We start from the raw sequence: 19,527 nt of genomic DNA on the forward strand, positions 1-19,527 counted from the left end.
GTGATCAATCTAACCCCATCAACCTACTGGTTCCAGCACTTGGGGATATTTCACCTACGCCGTTGCGGACCCTTGACAGGCGCGGTTTTCAGGGGGTGAAGTCCGCTCTTGCCGGAGGTGTCCCTCAGGGTGTCGGCCAGCAGCTGTGTGAACAACTGCACTTGGGCGGTCCGCTTTTCGTTGATGAGCAGGGCAAAGACGTTTCGTGCCAATCGGATGTCCGGAACATCGAGGACCACGACGCCGGATGGCCGGTTCCGGAGCGCCAGTTCGGGTACCAGCGAGGCGCCCAGCCCGGCGGCCGTCATTTCCAAGCTGGCATGGAAGTCGTCACTGTAGGCCACCACGCGGGGGTGGAGGTTGCAGCTGGCGAACAGGCGCTCGATCACCAGTGCGTCACTGGTGCCTGGGTGGTGGACGATCCACGGCATATCGGACAAGTGTGCTGCCTCGATTTCTGCATCCTCCCGGATTTTCCATGAGGCCGGCAGCACCACGCGGAAGTCGTCGTCGCCGATCCATTGCCGTTCCAGGGAGTGGGGCCACGCCAGGCCGGACTGTCCCACTTGGTACACCAGTGCTACATCCAGTTCGCCGCCGCTGCGCAGTCCCTGGATGGTTTGGGCCGGCTCTGCCACGGAGACGCGCAGTTCAATGCCCAACCCGTTCCATCGTTCGTTCCGCAGGATCTCCGGCAGTACGTAGGTGGCAAGGCTCGGGAAGATGCCCAGCCTCAGTTCCTGGGCGGGGGAGTCGTTGGTTCTCGAGGCCGCTGCCATAAGGGCTTCGACGTCGGTCAGTACCTTCGAGGCGTGCCGGGTCATGGTCACGGCCGCCTCCGTAGGGACAACGCTGCGGGCCGAGCGTTGGAAGAGTTCGACGCCGGTATCGCGTTCCAGCGCGGCCATCTGTTGGGAGACTGCCGAGGCCGTGTAGCCAAGCTGGGCGGCGGCGGCAGCGAAGGAACCCAAACGGGTTACTTCCATCAGCGTCCGGAGGTGGTGGAGATTGACCATCAGCAGATTTTAGCTGTTCGCCACGCCACATTTTCAAAGTGTCACGACACGCCGTATCCCGGCGACACGCTGGAGATTAAATGTGGCTAAGTAGTCCACAGGGTGTGGATGACATCTCTCAATTTGGCGGAATCACGGACATTTTGAGGGCCCTTGCCTGTGGACGAGCGGTGGATTGAATGACATACTTGTAATACATCATCTTGGGGTTCCAGTTCTGCTCTTGCACTACATGTAGTATCGATTTACGGATTGAGCGGGAAAGCAGCCCAAGCCAAAATCAGAGCGTGTTGGCTGTCACGGCAGCCCGCGGGCCGGTATCGGATTCAGTAGTTAGTTCCGGTTGAGCCCGCCAGATACGAAGAGCGACAGACTTCAACTAAGGGGACAGGGATCATGACCGTAACGGTTTACACGAAGCCGGCCTGTGTTCAGTGCAACGCAACCTACCGGGCACTCGACAAGAAGGGCATTGCCTACCAGAGTGTCGACATCTCCCAGGATGCCGAGGCCCTCGAGCGCCTCAAGGCACTGGGCTACATGCAGGCTCCGGTTGTCGTAACCGAGCAGGACCACTGGTCTGGTTTCCGCCCGGACAAGATCGAGGAACTGGCCCAGGCCGTTTCCTCCGTGGCCTAAGTTTCCATTCAAACTTCGCCACCACAGCACACTAAGAATTCCTCTGTAGACGAGGTGACTCCCATGGCAACGCTGACAGCGGCAACCGTACGCAAGGCGACGGAAGCTGTCACTACGAGGAGTCACCTCATCTACTTTTCCTCGACCTCCGAGAACACCAAACGATTCGTCCGGAAGCTGGGCAGGGATGCGGCTCGTATCCCCTTGTACGCCCAGGACGCTCCTCTTCTGGCACTTGAACCTTTCGTTCTTGTCCTGCCCACTTACGGCGGAACGAACGGCGAAGGTTCCGTGCCGAAGCAGGTCATCAGATTCCTGAACGATCCAAGGAACAGGAAACTGATCCGCGGTGTTATCGGAGCAGGGAACACGAACTTCGCGGACAACTACTGCGCGGCCGGGGACATCATCTCCGTCAAGTGCAAGGTGCCGCATCTTTATCGGTTCGAACTTATGGGAACACCCGAAGACGTAGACCGAGTGAATCAAGGATTGGAAGAGTTTTGGACACAACTGTCGCAGAAACAGAAGTAACCGGGAGCGCTGTGGACACGGCCAAGAAGCCCCTGCCTGAGGCTTATAAGGGCTTGGGTTATCACGAGCTCAACGCCATGCTGAATCTGTACGGACCGAACGGCGAAATCCAGTTCGAAGCCGACCGTGAAGCAGCGCACCAGTACTTCCTGCAGCACGTGAACAACAACACGGTGTTCTTCCATGACCTGGAAGAGAAGCTCGACTACCTGGTGAAGAACCAGTACTACGAGCGCGAAACGCTCGACCAGTACACCATGAACTTCATCCGCGACCTCTTCAACCGCGCCTACAAGAAGAAGTTCCGCTTCGAGACCTTCCTTGGTGCCTTCAAGTTCTACACGTCCTACACACTGAAGACGTTTGACGGCAAGCGCTTCCTGGAGCGCTACGAAGACCGTGTCTGCATGGTTGCCCTGCATCTGGCCCGCGGCAACGAGGACCTGGCCAACCGCCTCGTCGATGAAATCATTGACGGCCGCTTCCAGCCGGCAACCCCCACGTTCCTCAATGCCGGCAAGGCGCAGCGCGGCGAGCTCGTCTCCTGCTTCCTGCTTCGCATCGAAGACAACATGGAGTCGATCGCCCGCGCCATCAACTCCGCCCTTCAGCTCTCCAAGCGTGGCGGCGGTGTTGCCCTCTCGCTCACCAACATCCGCGAGCACGGTGCCCCGATCAAGCAGATCGAAAACCAGTCCTCCGGCGTGATCCCCGTGATGAAGCTCCTCGAAGACAGCTTCTCCTACGCCAACCAGCTCGGTGCCCGCCAGGGTGCAGGTGCCGTCTACCTGCACGCCCACCACCCGGACATCCACCGCTTCCTGGACACCAAGCGCGAGAACGCTGATGAGAAGATCCGCATTAAGACCCTTTCCTTGGGCGTTGTGGTTCCGGACATCACGTTCGAGCTCGCCAAGAAGAACGAGGACATGTACCTCTTCTCGCCGTACGACGTCGAGAAGGTCTATGGTGTTCCGTTCTCCGATATTTCGGTGACCGAGAAGTACTACGAGATGGTTGACGATTCCCGGATCAAGAAGACCAAGATCAGCGCCCGTGAGTTCTTCCAGACGCTCGCGGAGATCCAGTTCGAGTCCGGCTACCCGTACATCATGTTCGAGGACACCGTGAACCGGGCCAACCCGATCGACGGCAAGATCACCATGAGCAACCTGTGCTCGGAGATCCTGCAGGTTTCCTCGCCGTCCATCTACGCCGAGGACCTCAGCTACGAGACCGTCGGCAAGGACATTTCCTGCAACCTCGGTTCCATGAACATCGCCAAGACCATGGATTCGCCGGACTTCGGACTCTCCATCGAGACGTCCATCCGCGCCCTCAGCGCTGTGTCCGACATGTCCTACATCAACTCAGTTCCGTCCATCGCGCAGGGCAACGCCCAGAGCCACGCGATCGGCCTGGGCCAGATGAACCTCCACGGCTACCTTGCCCGCGAGCACGTCCACTACGGTTCCGAAGAGGGCCTGGACTTCACCAACATCTACTTCTACACGGTGCTGTTCCACGCCCTGCGTGCTTCAAACCGCCTGGCCATCGAGACCGGCCAGAAGTTCGGCGGCTTCGAGAAGTCCACCTACGCATCCGGTGAGTTCTTCGACAAGTACACCGAGCAGGAATGGGCTCCGGAGACGGACCGCGTCAAGGAACTCTTTGCCGGCCACCACATCCCCACCCAGGATGACTGGCGCGAGCTGAAGGCCTCTGTCATGGAGCACGGCATCTACAACCAGAACCTCCAGGCCGTGCCGCCTACCGGTTCCATCAGCTACATCAACAACTCCACGTCCTCCATCCACCCGGTGGCCGCGAAGATCGAAATCCGCAAGGAAGGCAAGATCGGCCGCGTCTACTACCCGGCTCCGTACCTGACCAACGACAACCTGGAGTATTACCAGGATGCCTACGAAATCGGCTACGAGAAGATCATCGACACCTACGCCGCTGCTACGCAGCACGTGGACCAGGGCCTGTCCCTGACGCTGTTCTTCAAGGACACCGCCACCACGCGCGATATCAACAAGGCGCAGATCTACGCATGGCGCAAGGGCATCAAGACCCTCTACTACATCCGTCTCCGCCAGCTCGCGCTGGAAGGGACTGAGGTTGAGGGCTGCGTTTCCTGCATGCTCTAGTCAACCGTTATCGGCTGACTCTCGGCGGCCTCGGCTGCACCCAAAACTAAAGATTACGACGGCGGGCCACCACCCGCCGTCGTAGGCTTATCTCAAGAAAAACCATCGCTTAAAGGGGATGAAATGACCGAAAAGGTCAAGCTGCTGACACACGTCGAGGCCATCAACTGGAACAAGATCCAGGACGACAAGGACGTGGAAGTCTGGAACCGGCTGGTCAACAACTTCTGGCTCCCGGAGAAGGTGCCGCTGTCCAACGACGTCCAGTCGTGGCATACCCTGACGCCGGATGAGCAGCAGCTCACCATGCGCGTTTTCACCGGCCTGACGCTCCTGGACACGATCCAGGGCACGGTCGGCGCTGTCTCGCTGATCCCGGATGCGATCACGCCGCACGAAGAAGCTGTGTACACCAACATCGCCTTCATGGAGTCGGTGCACGCCAAGTCGTACTCGTCCATTTTCTCCACCTTGTGCTCCACCAAGGAGATTGACGACGCCTTCCGCTGGTCCCTCGAAAACGAGAACCTGCAGAAGAAAGCCCAGATCGTCATGGACTACTACCAGGGCGACGATCCCCTGAAGCGCAAGGTGGCCTCCACGCTGCTGGAGAGCTTCCTGTTCTACTCGGGCTTCTACCTGCCCATGTACTGGTCCTCGCGCGCCAAGCTCACGAACACGGCCGACCTCATCCGCCTCATCATCCGCGACGAGGCCGTGCACGGTTACTACATCGGTTACAAGTTCCAGAAGGGCTTGGAGAAGGTATCCGAGGCCCGCAAGCAGGAAATCAAGGACTACACGTTCGAGCTCCTCTTCGAACTGTACGAAAACGAAGTCCAGTACACCCACGACCTCTATGACGGAGTCGGCCTGGCCGAGGACGTCAAAAAGTTCCTGCACTACAACGCCAACAAGGCCCTCATGAACCTCGGCTACGAGGCCATGTTCCCGGCTTCCGTCACCGACGTGAACCCGGCCATCCTGTCGGCCCTGTCCCCGAACGCCGACGAGAACCACGACTTCTTCTCGGGCTCGGGCTCCTCCTACGTGATTGGCAAGGCTGTCAACACGGAAGATGAGGACTGGGAGTTCTAAGTCGTCTATTAGTCGACCACCAAGAGGCGGGCAGCGAGCAATCGCTGCCCGCCTTTTTCGTGCCTGGTCATGTTCTGGAGGGTCGGTGTCCGGGTAGTGGTGGGGCTTTGGATTGGTAGGTGTGTCCGGTGGGGGTGCTGATGCTCAGGGTGTGGGTGTCTTCGGGTAGGGGTGTGGCGGCCCAGCCGGGGTTTTCTTTGGTGTGGTTGCATGCTTCGCAGAGCCCTGCTGCGTTGTCCAGGGTGGTGGTCCCGCCGGAGTGCCACGGTACGACGTGATCGATGTGCCGGATGGGCGCGTCGCAGTACGGTGTCCTGCAGGTATGGTCGCGGGCTTCGATGAATCGACGGTGCCGGTGCGGGAAGAGCCTGGCTTTGGAGTCCATGGCCAGCAGCTCACCGCTTTCGGGCGCGGTGTAGAGCCGCCGGAGCCAGACCTTGAACTCCTGGTCCTGTTCGGGTGCCGGCTGTAGGTCCTGTGCTGGGGCACCTCGTGCTGGTTGCCGGTCCTGACCGGATGTTGACCGGATGCCCGGCGGTGATCCGTGGCCTGTCGGGCTGTCTGGGGCTGGTGTTGGTGTCTCCGCCCACCGTGATCGGTAGCTTGTCGGCTGAACCGGCTGTTCCGGGTGGGTTGCTGCGCCGATCAGGGTTCTTGCCCAGGGTGCGGGGACGATGCCGTAGCCGTGGAGCCGGGCGGGTTCGGAATCGCTTTGGAACAGGGTGCGGTCGGTCATGACGACTTGGAGTTCAACCCCGGAGATCCCGCCGGGGGTGCCGGTGGTCCGTTCAACGAGGGTGTCGGCCATGACTTGGCCGCGGGTCCTGGGGTCACCGCTGGACCGGGCAGAGTCAGCGCTCCGGGTCAGTGCCGCGTACACGGCCACGCCTTGGCCGACCGGAAGCAGCGCGGTCAGGTACGTCATGGTGTCCGGTGCCGGTCTGAGGCTGACGGTTCGTTCCGTCGCGGCGTGGCTGGCGCGTTGGGCCACGGACCGTGGGTCACGGCGGTACGCGGCAGCTTTCGCGGCGGCGATGATGGCTTTGTCTCCGGCGCCGTCGAAGGTTCCGGTGTCGGGGGCGAGTTCGGCGTCCACCGCGGCCCGGTCTTCCACGGACAGGCAGGCTGTTTCCTTGACCAGCAGTGTGGCCCGCCACTCGTTGAGCAGGCCTTTGTTCAACGCCGCCAGGGTTCGAGGCATCTCCGTGACCAGGGCTTTGGCGAGGCCCAGCAACCGTGAGCCGCGGTTCGGTGATTCCCGACGCGCCAGCGCTACCTGCGCACCGACACCCTTGCCACGTTCGGCCGCAGGTACTCCCGCTTCGGCCTGTTCAGCGCGTTGGGCCAGATCAAAGGCCACGGCAATCTGGGCCTGCAGACCGGAGATGGCCGACTTCATCTCCTCCAGCATCCGCAATTGAGCAATCAGGTCACCGCTGATGGTCCCGGGCTGAGCCACACCCCGGGACAAGGGCTGCGCTACACCACGGGACAAAGAAACAGCAGGCACAGCAGACACCGTTGCTTGTGCTTGCCTTTCCCCGATCTGCTTCATGCTCCAACTCTCGCAGGAGGCACTGACATTATTAGACCGCCTGACTGGCCGGGTGAGTTCGGTTCCCACGTTGATTTCCCGCAACCAGCATTGAACTACCTCAAGCACCCTCCAGCAACGAGACGCACCCTAAAAGCAGGACTACGGGACCTCGCCTCCAGTTGTCGACCCAGCTGTCCCGCCCTTGTCCGCATCTCCATATCAGAGGAAGATCTTCGTCACAGCCGGGAGGTTTGCCATGGTGCAGCTGGAGAAGTTTGAAAAGTACTTGATTGAAGAGTTCTACGATGACTTTCGCACCGGTGAGATGTCCCACAAGACGTTCACCAGACGGGTCGCGTTCATAATAGGGGAGTATGACCGCGTCTGCGGCGGCCATGACCCTGGTGGGCTGTACACCGGACGAGGCGCCCAGCGGCATGTGGACGATTTCAAGGGCGCCTTCGAGTACCTCAATGGTCAGGACTTTGTCGAAGAGGGCCGCGTCGCCATGATCGGGTTCTGCTTCGGGGGCGGCATCACCTGGCAGGCAAGCACCGAGATCCAAGGACTCAAAGCAACATCCGCCTTCTACGGTCCCGCACCAGATCCGGCGAAAGTCCCCACCATCAAGCCGGCAGTCTTTGGCGTCTACGCGGAGAACGATGCGCGTATGACCGGCTCCATGCCCCAACTCCAAGAGGCCTTGGACAAGACCAGCGTCAAGCACCAGCTCAAGGTGTACCCCGGAGTGGACCATGCCTTCCACAACGACACCAGTGAGCGCTATGTGAGGGCCCAAGCCACGGCAGCCTGGAATGACACCCTGGCCTGGTTCAGGGACAACGTCTGAACCGCCCTACCAGAGGACTCAGCCCTGCAACCGCGCAGCCTCGCTGGCCAACTCGGCCTCCAACGTTTCGATGCTCGGCAGGCTGGCCACCAGTTCGTCCGGCAAGGAGTCAGCGAGGGAGGTTTTCCACTCTGCAATGCCCACAGGAGCGTTGAACCCACGCAGCGCGTACTCGGCCACCACACTGTTCTTCTCCTTGCACAAGAGCAGGCCGATGGTCGGCTTGTCATCCGGATGTGCCATGAGGTCATCCACCGCCGCCATGTACATACCCAGTTGCCCCAAAAACCCGGGTTCAAATTTCACGGCCTTCAGCTCGATCACCATGTAGCAGCGCAACTTCAGGTGGTAGAAGAGGAGGTCTGCGAAGAACTCGTCGCCGGCAATCTCCAACCGGACCTGCTCGCCCACAAAGGCGAAGCCCTGTCCCAGCTCCAACAGGAATTTCTCCACGTGTTTCACCAACTGCAGCTCCAGGTCCCTTTCGGTGTGCCGATCACTCATGGACAGAAAGTCGAAGACGTAGGGATCCTTGGTTGCCTGCTGTGCGAGATCCGAATCTGCAGGGACCATGGTGGAGGCAAAGTTGGTGATGGCTTGCCCCGAACGCTCATGCAAGCGGGTTGAAATCTGGTGTGTCAGCACGTTGCGGGACCATCCGTGTTGGGCAGCTGCCGCGGCGTACCAAAGGCGTGTGGCGGCGTCGTCGAGCTTTTCCAGCAGTGCGATCTGGTGGTACCAGGGCAATGTTGCAAGCGGCGCTTGCAACTTTGGGAAGTCAGGCCAGGCCTGCGCGAAGCTTTTCATGTACCTCAAGTTCCTGGGGGAGAAGCCCTTGGCTTCCGGGAACCGGGTACGGATGTCGGCAGACAAGCGGGTAACCACCTTGGCGCCCCAGCCTTGCTCGGATTCGCGTTCGGCGAGCTGCCGGCCAATGCTCCAGTAGGAATTCAACAACTCACTGTTGGCCGCAGCCATCGCCCGGGTCCTGCCAACGCGGACCTCTTGGGCCACAGTGTTAAGCAAAGTGGGATACCAGTCGGGCATGGACGAAGCAGCCGGGACACCCGGAAATGATGCTTCGGTGGTGAGCTCTTGGGACGGCATGGTGCTCCTGTCGGTTGCTGGTGTGACCACGCTAGGCGGAGGCACTGACAAAATAGACGTGTGAGCGAAGCCGGTGAATTCATGGACCACACGCTGCAGATGGAATCCACGTGGGAGAAAGCTGCCGAGGCCAGCGAGCGTCTTGGCGGGGCGCTGAAGGTGTATGGCGCATCCGTGGGTGCCGTGCGGGGAACCGTGAGGGATGCGCTCAAGCGGTACAAGAACCTGGACCATGACGAGATCACCGCCTTGAGTTCCGAACTCTGGGCCGAACCTGTGTTTGAACGGCGGCTTGCAGCAGTGGTTCTGCTGCAGACCAAATCAGGCATCCTGGTCAACACCGATCTCACCCGCATTGAAGGTTTTATCAGGCAGGCCGGGACCCGCGAACTGGTGGATCCCCTGGCGGTAGACGTCGTCAAACCATTGATGGCACGCCTGGAGGGCCAGGCGAAGGAACGCGCTGAACGCGTACTGGAACGGTGGGCGGCAGACCCGGATCCGGAGCTGCGGCACGCCGCGGCCCTGGCGACGGGGACCACCACTACCCCTTGATATGCACCAGCGACCCGCCTAGCGTTTCACTCACCACATGCCAGTGAATTGAGAGGCAGGCTAATCGATGAAATCGCTGTGGTTGGACCGGGAATCCCGCTTCATGTCCGACTCAATCCCCGAGGAAAAGCATTTTGACACCATCGTGGTGGGCGCCGGGCTTACGGGCATGGTGGCCGCCCTGCTGTTGTCCAGGTCCGGGCAACGCGTGGCCGTGTTCGAAGCCCGAACACTTGGCGCGGTGACCACTGGCAACACCACCGGCAAGCTGAGCCTCCTCCAAGGTGGAGCGCTGTCGGCCTTGCGCAGCCAGTACTCCCTGAAGGTAGTGCAGGCTTACGTGGAAGCCAACAAGTCCGGTCAGGCCTGGCTGACGCAGTACATGGAGCAGCAGGGCATCCCGTTCCAGCGCCGGACGGCGGTTACGTTCGCAACCACGGACGAAGGCGGTCAACGGCTCCGGAAGGAGGCTGCGGTTTCGCGGGACGCAGGTCTGGACGTGCACTTCAGCCGTGACGCCGGCCTGCCGTTTCCCGTAGTGGAGGCCCTGGAACTTGATGGCCAGGTCCAGATTCACCCCATGGAAGTGCTGGAGACCCTCGCCCGGGACATCCGGGACCACGGCGGCATGATCGTCGAGGACATGCAGGTGCAGAACGTCGGCTCGGAGCAACCCATGGAGGTCTCCACCCGCAAAGGAACTTTCACGGCGGACACTGTGGTGATTGCTACGGGCATCCCCATCCTGGACCGCGGCCTGTACTTTGCCAAACTGGAGCCCAACCGGTCTTACGCGGCGGCATTGAAGGTGCCCGGCGACATTCCGAAGGGAATGTACTTGTCCATCGATTCGCCCACCCGTTCCCAGCGCACACAACCCACGCCCGAGGGGGAGTTGCTTCTGGTCGGCGGCTATGGTCACACGGCGGGCCGGGCCACGTCTCCGCAGTCCCACCTGGATGACTTGCTCGGGTGGGCAACGCAGCATTACCCGGGAGCAGAGGTCACCCACACGTGGTCAGCCCAGGATTACCAAGCCACCAACCTGATGCCCTTCTTCGGCAAGCTTCCCCGAGGCCGCGGCCGGATCTTCTTCGGCACGGGTTACAACAAATGGGGGATGAGCAACGGTGTGGCGGCCGCACTTTCCATAACTTCGGACATCCTGGGCGGCCAGTCCGACTGGGCAACCGTCATCCATCATCGCGTTACTTCACCCCAGGGCGCGCTCCAGGCTGTCCGCCTCAACGCCTCCACCACCAAACGGATGGTGGAGGACAGGGCAAGGATCAAGGCAAATCCTGAAATCACCGATCAAACCCGCCCCGCGGAAGGAACGGGCGTGGTGGGGCTCTACAAGGGTGAGCCGGCTGCTGTTTCCACGGTGGATGGCAATGTGTGCATGGTTTCGGCGAGCTGTTCCCACTTGGGTGGCATTGTGAGCTGGAACGATGCCGAAAAGTCCTGGGACTGCCCGCTCCACGGTTCCCGGTTCACGCCGGAGGGTAAGTACCTTGAGGGCCCGGCCACGCATCACTTGCAGAAGTCGCCGGTCAAGCCTCCTGCCAAGAAAAAGGACTAGCTCAGCCGTTCGACGCGCCGCCGCGCTTGGTCGGCGGCGCGTCGTTGCTGCGTGGCGGTCCTGACGGCACGTTTCTTGTTCAATTCCGCGGTTTCGGCATCACGGGTGATGCCAATGAGTTCGGCCTCAAGGGCGGCCAGACGCTTCTTGGCCTCTTCGATCCCTGACTTGATGCCCGTACGACGCTCGGCCAGTTCGTTGACGGTGTCCCACGCTTCGGACGCTGACGATTCTGCCTCCTTGGCTGCTTTGTCGGCAGCCTCGAACTCTTTGCGGGCTTCCTCCAGCGCAGCTTGCTGCTTGGCGGCGCGTCGATCCGCCAGAGATGTCGCTTCGTCCTTGGCGGATTTGCGGTTGGGTTCCTTCTCCTTGGACAACACGTCTTTGGAGGGCGGAGAGCTCTTGGAACGTGCTGCTGTTTTCTTCCCGGCCGGGCCCTTCGCAGTTGTTCCTTCGGCGGAGAGCTGTCCAGCCTCGTCGTCGGGGCCTGCTGCTGCGATCGCCCCCGTCAGATCCACTGCCTCGAAGCCGCTGCCGCTAAGACCCCGGATCAGTCTGCCTGTCCGGACCGCGGCGCCGGCCCCGGGATCGGCCATTGCCGCCCTGAACGTCTGCTCTACATCTGCTGCTGCAGCCGCGCTGAGTGGAGCGCCCAGCTCCGAAGCCAGGTCCTTGGCCGCATGGACTGCTGTTGTCAGGTGGCCTTGGCGTTGCTGCCCGAGTTCGCGGAATGCTTCGGCGTCGCCCTCCTCTTGGGCGGTTCGCAGCGAAACGCCAAAGCGTACGACGCCGTCAATCACCTCAGGCTTGTGATTGGCCAGCATGTTGATGGCCCAGGCGCCTGCAGCCGGTTTGGGCAGGCTGCCGATTTCCTTGGCCAGGTCCTTGGCGCCGGTATCCTTGGCTTTGCGGACCAGTGCTGTTCTCCCGGCCGTGAAGTCGCGGGGCGGCACGGCGTAAAGCTCCTGGGCGGCGTCACGGAGGTCCATGCACTCATCCTAGGGTCAGCAATGGCCCATCCCAGGATCAATGCTGATCCGGGGGATGCCCTGGTGCCGCCGGTTGAGCGTCATGGGCCAAAGCCAGGTCTTCACTGAGTCGTTGCTTAGGGTAGCCTAATTCGAGTGGATCAGATCATGAGTTTGCCTTTCGGCGTCGCCCTCGCGGCGCTCTTTGCGATTGTCATGATCCGGGTCAATGTCACGTATTGGATCGGGCGGGGAGCTGTTGCCGGGCTTGCGCACACCCGCTTCGGCAGTTCCTTGGAGCGCCCCAAAGCAGCCCGTGCCCAAGCCCTCATCCAGCGGTGGGGACCATACGCCGTCGTGCTTTCCTTCCTTACCATTGGGCTGCAGACTGCCATCAACCTCGCTGCGGGGGCAGCGCGGATGCCTTTGCGAAGGTACCTGCCCGCAGCAATTGCCGGTTCTGTGATGTGGGCGTTGCTCTATGCCACCATTGGGCTTGCCGCCTTGGAAGCCTGGCTTGCGGTTGCGGCGGCGTCTCCCGTTGGCGCCGGGCTGGGAGTGGCTGCGGTGGCTGCAGTTGTTGTCTGGGTCGTGCTGGTCCGTCGGCGTCGGGAAAGGGCCAAATCAGCGGATACAGTGGTCTGAGTTCTACTGCTGGATCGGCGAAAGGCTCGGGTTGACTACTGCATTACCGGAACTGGCGGACGGCGATTTCTACTACCAATCGTTGGGCCAGGGCCGTTACAGGTCCACGATCCATGCCCAGGGTGCGTGGAATCCCCACGAGCAACACATGGCCCCGGCCTCGGGCATCATTGCCGATGCCCTGGTCCGCCATGAGCCCAGGGACGATGTCCGCATGGCGCGGATCAGTTACGAAATCCTCGGGCTGATTCCCGGCGGCGAGTTCCAGGTCACCACCTCAACGCTGAGGCCGGGAAGGACCATCGAGCTCATCCAGGCCGAACTCTCCGCCGGCGGCCGTGTTGCCATCCGTGCCTCGGCGTGGCGGATGGTCACCAGCGATACCAGGGCCGTAGCAGCAATTGAGGACCAGCCCATGCCGGCGCCCGATGAATGCAAGCCGTGGGAGGGTGCAAGTGTGTGGCCCGGCGGCTACATCCGCTCCTTGGAAATGCGTTTGGCCGAGGGCCACCGGCCCGGATCAGGCAAGGTTTGGATCCGCACTTCGCACCCTCTGACCGACCAGGACGACACCACGGACCTGGCGCGTCTGATGGGTTTGGTGGATACCGCCAACGGCATCGCTGCCCGGGTTCCCCCGGGCGAAAACAGCTACATTTTTCCCAACGTCGATCTTCAGATCCACATGTACCGGGCTCCGTCCGGTGAATGGCTGGGGCTGGACAACAAAGTCTCCTTCGGTGCTGACGGCATCGGGCTGACCTCTACGGTCCTTCACGATGCCAGCGGGCCGTTTGGCAGGGCCGAACAGATCCTGACATTGAGGAAGAGCTGATGGCGGACTCTCCTGCAGGGGCCCGCCGGCTCACGGTCTATCGGCAAGGCGAATCGATGGGAGCGGCAGAAGACCTCGACTTTGCCCTGGCGCTGTTGCAGCGTGCCCGCAGCGGGCAGCTGGGTCCTTCGCTTCGCCTGTACCGTCCGCAGCCCACCGTTGCGTTCGGGCAACGGGATGCGAACCTTCCTGGATTCCCGGCTGCCGCCGAAGCCTGCCGGGAGCTTGGATTCGAGCCATTGGTTCGGAAGGCCGGTGGCCGCGCTGCCGCCTACCACCAAGGAACGCTGGTGATAGACCACATCGAGCCTCATCCGGATGCGATCGTGAGGGCCAAGGCCAGATTTTCGGAGTTTGGTGAATTATTGGCCGGCGCGCTTCGCAGCGTTGGTGTCCATGCCGCCGTCGGCGAAATACCGGGGGAGTATTGCCCGGGCGAGTTCAGCGTCCACGGCGAGGACCCGGATTTTCCTGCGCACCGCATCAAGCTCATCGGCACGGCCCAACGCGTGGTGTCCGGTGGTTGGCTTTTCAGCTCGGTGATTGTGGTGGAAAACTCCAAGCCCATCCGCGAGGTGCTCTCTGCCAGCTATGCCGCATTGGGGCTTGAATGGGATCCGGCAACCGCCGGTGCAGCCAATGACCTCCTGCCGCATTTGGATGTCCAGACCGTGGAGGACGCGGTGGTTGAGGCCTATCGGGGGTACGCGGAAATCCTCGACGGCGACTTCCGGACCCTGGCGGGTTAGGGACGCGAGTCCCCTTCCCGCCAGGCCACGGGATTCAGCAACGTCCGGGTCAGTGACCGCGGGCGATCCATTCGTCCAGGTGCGGCTTTTCCCCTCCGATGGTGGTGGAGTCGCCGTGACCGGTGCGGACCACTGTCTCTTCGGGCAGGGTGAGCAACTTGGTCCTGATGGACTCAATGATGGTGGGGAAGTCGCTGTACGAGCGTCCCGTTGCGCCGGGGCCGCCCTGGAAGAGCGTATCTCCGCTGAAAAGCGTCCCTTCGCTGGGAACGTGGAAGGAAACAGATCCAGGGGAGTGCCCGGGGGTGTGGATTGCCTTCACTGTTGCACCGGCAATGGTGAACTCGTCGCCGTCCACGATTGCTGCATCGGGATCAGTTTCGGGGAACACGGCGTTCCAGAGCATCCAGTCGTCCTGGTGCAAATGAATGGGAGCTTTGGCCAGCTCCGCGAATTCACCGGCTGAACGGATGTGGTCGTCATGGCCGTGGGTCAGCAAGATGCCTTTGACGCTGCGGCCGCCCACGGCCTGGTGAATTGCTTCGGGGTTGTGGGCTGGGTCGATGACGAAGCATTCGGAGTCGTCCCCGATGATCCAGACGTTGTTCTCAACGTCCCAGGTGCCGCCGTCGAGGGAGAACGTCCCTGAGGTAACGACGTGGTCGATGGTCAGCGCGCTCACAGTTCAACCACCGATCGCAGGACAGCGCCGTGGTGCATCTTGTCGAATGCTTCTTCGACTTGGTCGATGGTGATGCGCTCGGTCACGAACGCGTCCAAATCCAGCTTGCCCTGCTTGTAGAGGTCAACCAACATGGGGAAGTCCCTGGAGGGCAGGCAGTCGCCGTACCAGGAAGATTTCAGCGATCCGCCACGGCCGAAGACGTCCAGCAGCGGCAGCTCCAGGGTCATCTCGGGTGTGGGGACACCTACCAGGACAACCGTGCCGGCCAGGTCCCGGGCGTAGAAGGCCTGCTTGTAGGTTTCAGGACGTCCGACGGCGTCGATCACCACGTCGGCGCCGAATCCGCCGGTGAGGGCCCGGATTTCCTCGATGGGGTCGCCCTTGGAGGAGTCCACGGTGTGCGTTGCACCAAGGTCCTTGGCGCGCTCGAGCTTTTTGGCGTCGATGTCCACGGCGATGATGGTGGTGGCGCCGGCAAGCGCGGCACCTGCGATGGCTGCTACACCGACGCCGCCGCAGCCAATTACGGCAACCGAGTCGCCCCGTTTGACCCCGCCGGTGTTGAGCGCTGCGCCCAAACCTGCCATGACGCCGCAGCCGAGCAGCCCGACTGCGGCGGCATCGGCGTCGGGGTCTACTTTGGTGCACTGCCCGGCGGCGACGAGGGTCTTTTCGATGAAAGCGCCGATGCCCAAGGCCGGGGAGAGCTCCGTGCCGTCTTCGAGGGTCATCTTCTGGGTGGCGTTGTGGGTGTTGAAGCAGTACTGCGCCTGGCCGCGGTTGCAGGCCCGGCAGTTGCCGCACACGGCACGCCAGTTCAGGACCACGCGGTCTCCGGGGGCGACGTCGGTGACGTCGGGCCCTACTGCGCTGACGACTCCGGTGGCTTCGTGTCCGAGCAGGAAGGGAAAGTCGTCGCTGATGCCGCCGAGCTTGTAGTGGAGGTCGGTGTGGCAAACACCGCTGGTGAGGATGTCCACCAGTGCTTCGCCGGGGCCGGGTTCGGGAACCAGGATTGTTTCGAGGGTTGCGGGTGCGCCTTTGGAGCGGACGACGACACCTTTGACTGCGTGGACCATGGAGATGTTCCCTTCGGGGCTCGCGGAGAGCGGGCCCTGTTAAAGGCAGCAAGGCCCGCTGCGGATTCCCAATCTGTCTATCACAGGTGGCAGACAGTGTGTGGATTGTTCCGTTGCGGGCCTTGGCGCGGTTAAGCCGGGAGCTTGCGTTATACGGTGACCAGGCGCTTCTCAACCTCTGAGGCTGAGGGGTTGGTTGCCGCGGTGCCGTCCGGGAAGAGAACGGTGGGGACGGTGCGGTTGCCTCCGTTGAGCTGCTCGACGAGTTCGGCCGTGCCGTCCACTTCTTCGATGTTGATCTCGGTGTAGCCGATTCCCTTGGCGTCCAGTTGCTTCTTCAGGCGGTTGCAGTACCCGCACCAGGTGGTCGAGAACATGGTGATGGTGCCGGAGTCGGGAGTGAAGTCCACAGAGCTCTCCTCAGTATTTGGTCGTTTGCGCGGAATGGTTCGTTGTTATCAACCGTAACCCGCGCCCAAATAATTCCCCGTTGCCCGCGAAGCCGGGTTACGTCGGATCTTGCGCTGGTGCGTTCTGCCAGGAGAAGGCAGACTGTTGGCATGTGTGGACGTTATGTAATGGCCCGTGCGGTGGGGGACCTGCTCGCCGATTTCGATGCCGAACTTGAAAACGAAGTTGCCCTCGAAAAGTCCTGGAATGTAGCACCCACAGATGCTGTTCCGATCGTCCTGGAGCGGCTGGTGGACGAGCACCTGAAGCGCCAGCTCCATGTTGCCAAGTGGGGGCTGGTGCCATCGTGGGCCAAGGATCCCAAGGCCGGTGCCCGGTTGATCAACGCCCGCAGCGAGACCCTCCTGGAGAAGCCCTCCTTCAAAAAGGCAGCCGTAGCCCGCCGATGCGCTGTTCCGGCTGATGGGTATTACGAGTGGAAGAAGGGCGAGGGCAAGAACAAGCAGCCCTACTATGTACACCCGGGTGATGGCCAGGGCCTGGTGTTTGCCGGGTTGTATGAGTGGTGGCGGGACCAGTCGGCGCCGGCTGACGATCCCGGGCGTTGGTTGTTGTCCATGTCCATCCTGACGGCGGATACTCCTACTGCTGAATCTGCCCGGACCAGGCGGAGTGCTTCAGTGTTTGATGAGCTCACGGCCCTGCACGACCGCGTGCCGTTGCCGATGGACAAGGACACCATGGAGGCCTGGTTGGATCCCCGGGAGAAGGACGCTGCGGGATTGGTGGAGATGGTCCGCTCAAAGGCGCACGATGCCGCCGCCGGTTGGACGTTGGATCCTGTGGGCAGTGCCGTGGGAAACGTCCGCAACAACTCCCCGGAGCTCATTGAGCCGGTGGAAGGCCTCTTCTAACCTCAGAGAGCCTCGGTCACCGGGACGCCGGACTGGAATTCGCGTCCGTCTGCTTCGCTGAAGCCCGTCATGACGTGGCCTTTGCTGAGCCCGTGGATGGCTGACATGGGGAAGTTTCCGGTGATGACATTCCCGGAATGCTCCACGCCTTTGATGTCGTAGTTTTCCTCGGCGCTCAGGGAGTGGTTGAAGGAGTAGAACGAGATCGCCTCTCCGTTCATGAACTCAATGCCCAGCCTGCGTTGGGAGGAATAGTCCTCACTGGCAGCAACCAGGCCCACGACGTAAGCGCCGGAGCCTGGTATGTTCCCATCGATTTCGAACCGTGCCACCAGGTTCTCGTCCGATGCCGTGATGTTGACCTGCTTCAGGAGTGCGTCATTGGTACTCATGGCACAATCCTGCTCTGTGGACCCGCTGCCGTCCACCCCTTGACTTTCATCCTTCCAGCAGGCGCCGGATGTTCCCCACGATGGACAGCCTGTCAACGTCCTGGCCTTGGCGTGCGGTCAGCAGATGCATGGCGAGGCCATCACCGTAGTCGGCTACCGACTCGGCGCGGGCCCTGGCATCGGGCACGTTGAGGTGCTCCAGGATGTAGGCCAGTCCGGAGATCATTCGTTCGTGGCCGGCTGCAACCACGCCGGGCTGATCCAGCGCAAAGGCGAACCTGGCCCGGGTGAGGTCTGCATTTTCCAGCGCGAGTCCCATGAGGGCGCTGGTGAGTTGTTCGGCGAGGTCCGCTACCGACGTCGGCCTCTCCCATCCGCGGTGCTGAAGCAGGAGGTTGTCACGTTCCTCGACGCGGTCGACGGCGGCACTGACCAGCGCTGCGCGGTTGCGGAAATAGTTCGAGGTGGTTCCAACGGCCACGCCGGCATGGGCGTCGACGGCCCGGTGCGTGAGGCCTTTGAGGCCTTTGGCCGCGACGACCGCAAGGGCGGCGTCGGCAAGTTCTGTTCGTCGGTCCGGCATGGCGAAAGTCTAGCTTCAAGACCTATCTCTACTACAAATGTAGTAGTACAGTGTGGCCATGGAAAAAGTGGACATCATTGGCGGAGGAATTGCCGGACTGGCGCTCGCGGGAAGGCTTGACCCCGGCAGGTTCGCAGTCACGGTTTACGAGCAGCGACCTGAACTGCCCACGGTCGGAACAACCCTGGCCATGTGGACCGAAGCACAGCAAGCGCTGGCCGAGCTGGGGATCCTGGGAGCCGCGCGAAGCCGGGGAGCCACCATCAAAACCGGGGCGCTCCGTAGCCCCACGGGAGAACCCATGCTCTCCATGGAGGGGGAGGGGCTCATGGGAATTTCCCGCCCTGAACTGCTGACACTGCTTGATTCGGCCGTGCCGAAAACCGTACGCAGGGTGAACGGACGGGTGGAGGACCTCCCGAAAGATGCTGCACTGACCGTGGGTGCGGACGGGGTCAACAGTGTTGTAAGGCGTGACTATTGGGGTACGCGAAGTGGGGCCAGGCCGACACCATTCCTCGCCGTCCGCGGAGTCATACCGGAACCTCCCGCCACCAGTGACATCGGCGAGTATTGGGGGCGGGGGGAAATCTTTGGCCTGGCTCCGGCCGGAAACGGAACCAACTGGTATGCCTCCTTCCGCTCAGATGACAGCCTGGACAAAGCGGACGTCGCTACCGCCCTTGAACTGACCAGGCGCCGGTATGCTCACTACTCACCGGCAGTGCTTAGGGTTTTGTCCCTGGCGTCGCCGGAAAACTCACTGGCCCAACGCATCTGGACCACGCCGCCCATGAGGCGCTATTCACGGGGCAAGGTGGTGTTGCTCGGAGATGCCGCACACGCCATGACCCCCAACCTTGGCAGGGGCGCCTGCGAAGCACTTATCGACGCCGTGACCCTGGCCGGTCTCCTCAATGAAAAGCCCTTGGACGCGGCGCTCGCCGCCTATGGCAGGAAGCGGGTGCCAAGGACGCAGCAACTTCGCCTCGCATCCTCACTCATGGGAAACATCGCCCTCGCCCAGGGACTGCAACCATGGCGTGATGCCCTCCTTAAGCAGGTGGGCAAGCAGGTGGCACGGTCCAGGAAGAAGGCCGAAACTTCGAAGTAGGTTTTGCATCCGGCCCGGCGTAAACTGGATTTATTCGAACATACTTTCGAATTAAGGAAACCAGTGCAAACGGGGTGAGGA

At 61.7% G+C, this 19,527-nt stretch carries 21 protein-coding genes; 12 read left to right on the forward strand and 9 right to left on the reverse strand.

The window, feature by feature from the left end:
* Window positions 1-50: 50 nt before the first annotated feature.
* A complete protein-coding gene (locus AC6JA3_RS09535; protein WP_026542427.1) occupies window positions 51-1,016 on the reverse strand; it encodes a LysR family transcriptional regulator in 966 nt (321 codons plus the stop codon).
* A 396-nt stretch (window positions 1,017-1,412) separates the two neighbouring features.
* On the opposite strand from AC6JA3_RS09535, the gene nrdH reads away from it, so the two are divergent.
* The 4 genes from nrdH to nrdF all read left to right on the forward strand — a co-directional run bounded on the left by nrdH (window position 1,413) and on the right by nrdF (window position 5,440).
* Window positions 1,413-1,655, forward strand: coding sequence for a glutaredoxin-like protein NrdH (nrdH, locus tag AC6JA3_RS09540; protein ID WP_011775022.1), 243 nt, complete (start codon window positions 1,413-1,415; stop codon window positions 1,653-1,655).
* A gap of 63 nt (window positions 1,656-1,718) precedes the next feature.
* Window positions 1,719-2,189, forward strand: a complete 471-nt coding sequence (nrdI, locus tag AC6JA3_RS09545) for a class Ib ribonucleoside-diphosphate reductase assembly flavoprotein NrdI (protein WP_026548187.1) — start codon at window positions 1,719-1,721, stop codon at window positions 2,187-2,189.
* An 11-nt stretch (window positions 2,190-2,200) separates the two neighbouring features.
* Window positions 2,201-4,342, forward strand: a complete 2,142-nt coding sequence (nrdE, locus tag AC6JA3_RS09550; protein WP_272944995.1) for a class 1b ribonucleoside-diphosphate reductase subunit alpha — start codon at window positions 2,201-2,203, stop codon at window positions 4,340-4,342.
* A 123-nt stretch (window positions 4,343-4,465) separates the two neighbouring features.
* Entirely contained in the window at window positions 4,466-5,440 is a 975-nt protein-coding gene (gene nrdF, locus AC6JA3_RS09555; protein WP_011775019.1) for a class 1b ribonucleoside-diphosphate reductase subunit beta, read from the forward strand.
* Window positions 5,441-5,507: 67 nt separating this feature from the next.
* On the opposite strand, the gene AC6JA3_RS09560 is transcribed toward nrdF, so the two are convergent.
* Window positions 5,508-6,851 (reverse strand): HNH endonuclease, encoded by a 1,344-nt coding sequence (locus AC6JA3_RS09560; RefSeq protein ID WP_497920632.1) that lies wholly within the window; start codon window positions 6,849-6,851, stop codon window positions 5,508-5,510.
* A gap of 382 nt (window positions 6,852-7,233) precedes the next feature.
* On the opposite strand from AC6JA3_RS09560, the gene AC6JA3_RS09565 reads away from it, so the two are divergent.
* The gene (locus AC6JA3_RS09565) at window positions 7,234-7,827 is read left to right on the forward strand and encodes a dienelactone hydrolase family protein (protein ID WP_155854159.1); all 594 of its coding nucleotides are present in this window, start codon (window positions 7,234-7,236) and stop codon (window positions 7,825-7,827) included.
* Between the two features lie 18 nt (window positions 7,828-7,845).
* Here AC6JA3_RS09565 and AC6JA3_RS09570 read toward each other — a convergent pair whose 3' ends face one another.
* Window positions 7,846-8,934: a PDDEXK nuclease domain-containing protein gene (locus AC6JA3_RS09570; RefSeq protein ID WP_043433330.1), complete on the reverse strand. Its 1,089-nt coding sequence runs from the start codon at window positions 8,932-8,934 to the stop codon at window positions 7,846-7,848.
* A 60-nt stretch (window positions 8,935-8,994) separates the two neighbouring features.
* On the opposite strand from AC6JA3_RS09570, the gene AC6JA3_RS09575 reads away from it, so the two are divergent.
* Window positions 8,995-9,489 (forward strand): DNA alkylation repair protein, encoded by a 495-nt coding sequence (locus AC6JA3_RS09575; protein WP_026548185.1) that lies wholly within the window; start codon window positions 8,995-8,997, stop codon window positions 9,487-9,489.
* Between the two features lie 67 nt (window positions 9,490-9,556).
* Entirely contained in the window at window positions 9,557-11,071 is a 1,515-nt protein-coding gene (locus AC6JA3_RS09580; protein ID WP_026548184.1) for an FAD-dependent oxidoreductase, read from the forward strand.
* Here AC6JA3_RS09580 and AC6JA3_RS09585 read toward each other — a convergent pair.
* Entirely contained in the window at window positions 11,068-12,060 is a 993-nt protein-coding gene (locus AC6JA3_RS09585; RefSeq protein ID WP_026548183.1) for a hypothetical protein, read from the reverse strand. The two genes, AC6JA3_RS09580 and AC6JA3_RS09585, sit on opposite strands and share 4 nt — an antisense overlap.
* A 135-nt stretch (window positions 12,061-12,195) precedes the next feature.
* On the opposite strand from AC6JA3_RS09585, the gene AC6JA3_RS09590 reads away from it, so the two are divergent.
* From AC6JA3_RS09590 to AC6JA3_RS09600, 3 genes are read left to right on the forward strand one after another with little or no spacing between them, the layout of a single operon-like run.
* Window positions 12,196-12,684, forward strand: a complete 489-nt coding sequence (locus AC6JA3_RS09590) for a VTT domain-containing protein (RefSeq protein WP_026548182.1) — start codon at window positions 12,196-12,198, stop codon at window positions 12,682-12,684.
* Window positions 12,685-12,715: 31 nt separating this feature from the next.
* On the forward strand, window positions 12,716-13,519 hold the full coding sequence (locus tag AC6JA3_RS09595) for a thioesterase family protein (RefSeq protein WP_026548181.1): 804 nt from the start codon (window positions 12,716-12,718) through the stop codon (window positions 13,517-13,519).
* Window positions 13,519-14,268, forward strand: coding sequence for a lipoate--protein ligase family protein (locus AC6JA3_RS09600; protein ID WP_026548180.1), 750 nt, complete (start codon window positions 13,519-13,521; stop codon window positions 14,266-14,268). Before AC6JA3_RS09595 ends, AC6JA3_RS09600 begins: the two co-directional genes overlap by 1 nt.
* A 49-nt stretch (window positions 14,269-14,317) precedes the next feature.
* Here AC6JA3_RS09600 and AC6JA3_RS09605 read toward each other — a convergent pair whose 3' ends face one another.
* The 3 genes from AC6JA3_RS09605 to AC6JA3_RS09615 form a co-directional block, all read right to left on the reverse strand.
* Entirely contained in the window at window positions 14,318-14,950 is a 633-nt protein-coding gene (locus AC6JA3_RS09605; protein ID WP_026548179.1) for an MBL fold metallo-hydrolase, read from the reverse strand.
* The gene (locus AC6JA3_RS09610) at window positions 14,947-16,032 is read right to left on the reverse strand and encodes an S-(hydroxymethyl)mycothiol dehydrogenase (protein WP_026542440.1); all 1,086 of its coding nucleotides are present in this window, start codon (window positions 16,030-16,032) and stop codon (window positions 14,947-14,949) included. Before AC6JA3_RS09610 ends, AC6JA3_RS09605 begins: the two co-directional genes overlap by 4 nt.
* A gap of 149 nt (window positions 16,033-16,181) precedes the next feature.
* Window positions 16,182-16,442 (reverse strand): mycoredoxin, encoded by a 261-nt coding sequence (locus AC6JA3_RS09615; protein ID WP_026542441.1) that lies wholly within the window; start codon window positions 16,440-16,442, stop codon window positions 16,182-16,184.
* A 150-nt stretch (window positions 16,443-16,592) separates the two neighbouring features.
* On the opposite strand from AC6JA3_RS09615, the gene AC6JA3_RS09620 reads away from it, so the two are divergent.
* Window positions 16,593-17,357, forward strand: coding sequence for an SOS response-associated peptidase (locus AC6JA3_RS09620; protein WP_167332904.1), 765 nt, complete (start codon window positions 16,593-16,595; stop codon window positions 17,355-17,357).
* Between the two features lie 2 nt (window positions 17,358-17,359).
* Here the strand turns inward: AC6JA3_RS09620 and AC6JA3_RS09625 are convergent, their stop codons facing one another.
* Entirely contained in the window at window positions 17,360-17,749 is a 390-nt protein-coding gene (locus AC6JA3_RS09625; protein ID WP_026548177.1) for a hypothetical protein, read from the reverse strand.
* A gap of 46 nt (window positions 17,750-17,795) precedes the next feature.
* Complete coding sequence (locus tag AC6JA3_RS09630) at window positions 17,796-18,332, reverse strand: TetR/AcrR family transcriptional regulator (RefSeq protein ID WP_497920099.1); 537 nt, start codon at window positions 18,330-18,332, stop codon at window positions 17,796-17,798.
* A gap of 52 nt (window positions 18,333-18,384) precedes the next feature.
* Between AC6JA3_RS09630 and AC6JA3_RS09635 the strand changes: the two genes are divergently transcribed.
* Window positions 18,385-19,446: an FAD-dependent monooxygenase gene (locus AC6JA3_RS09635; protein WP_497920100.1), complete on the forward strand. Its 1,062-nt coding sequence runs from the start codon at window positions 18,385-18,387 to the stop codon at window positions 19,444-19,446.
* The last annotated feature ends 81 nt before the right edge of the window (window positions 19,447-19,527 follow it).

The organism is Arthrobacter sp. TmtSoilC79 (assembly GCF_059739405.1).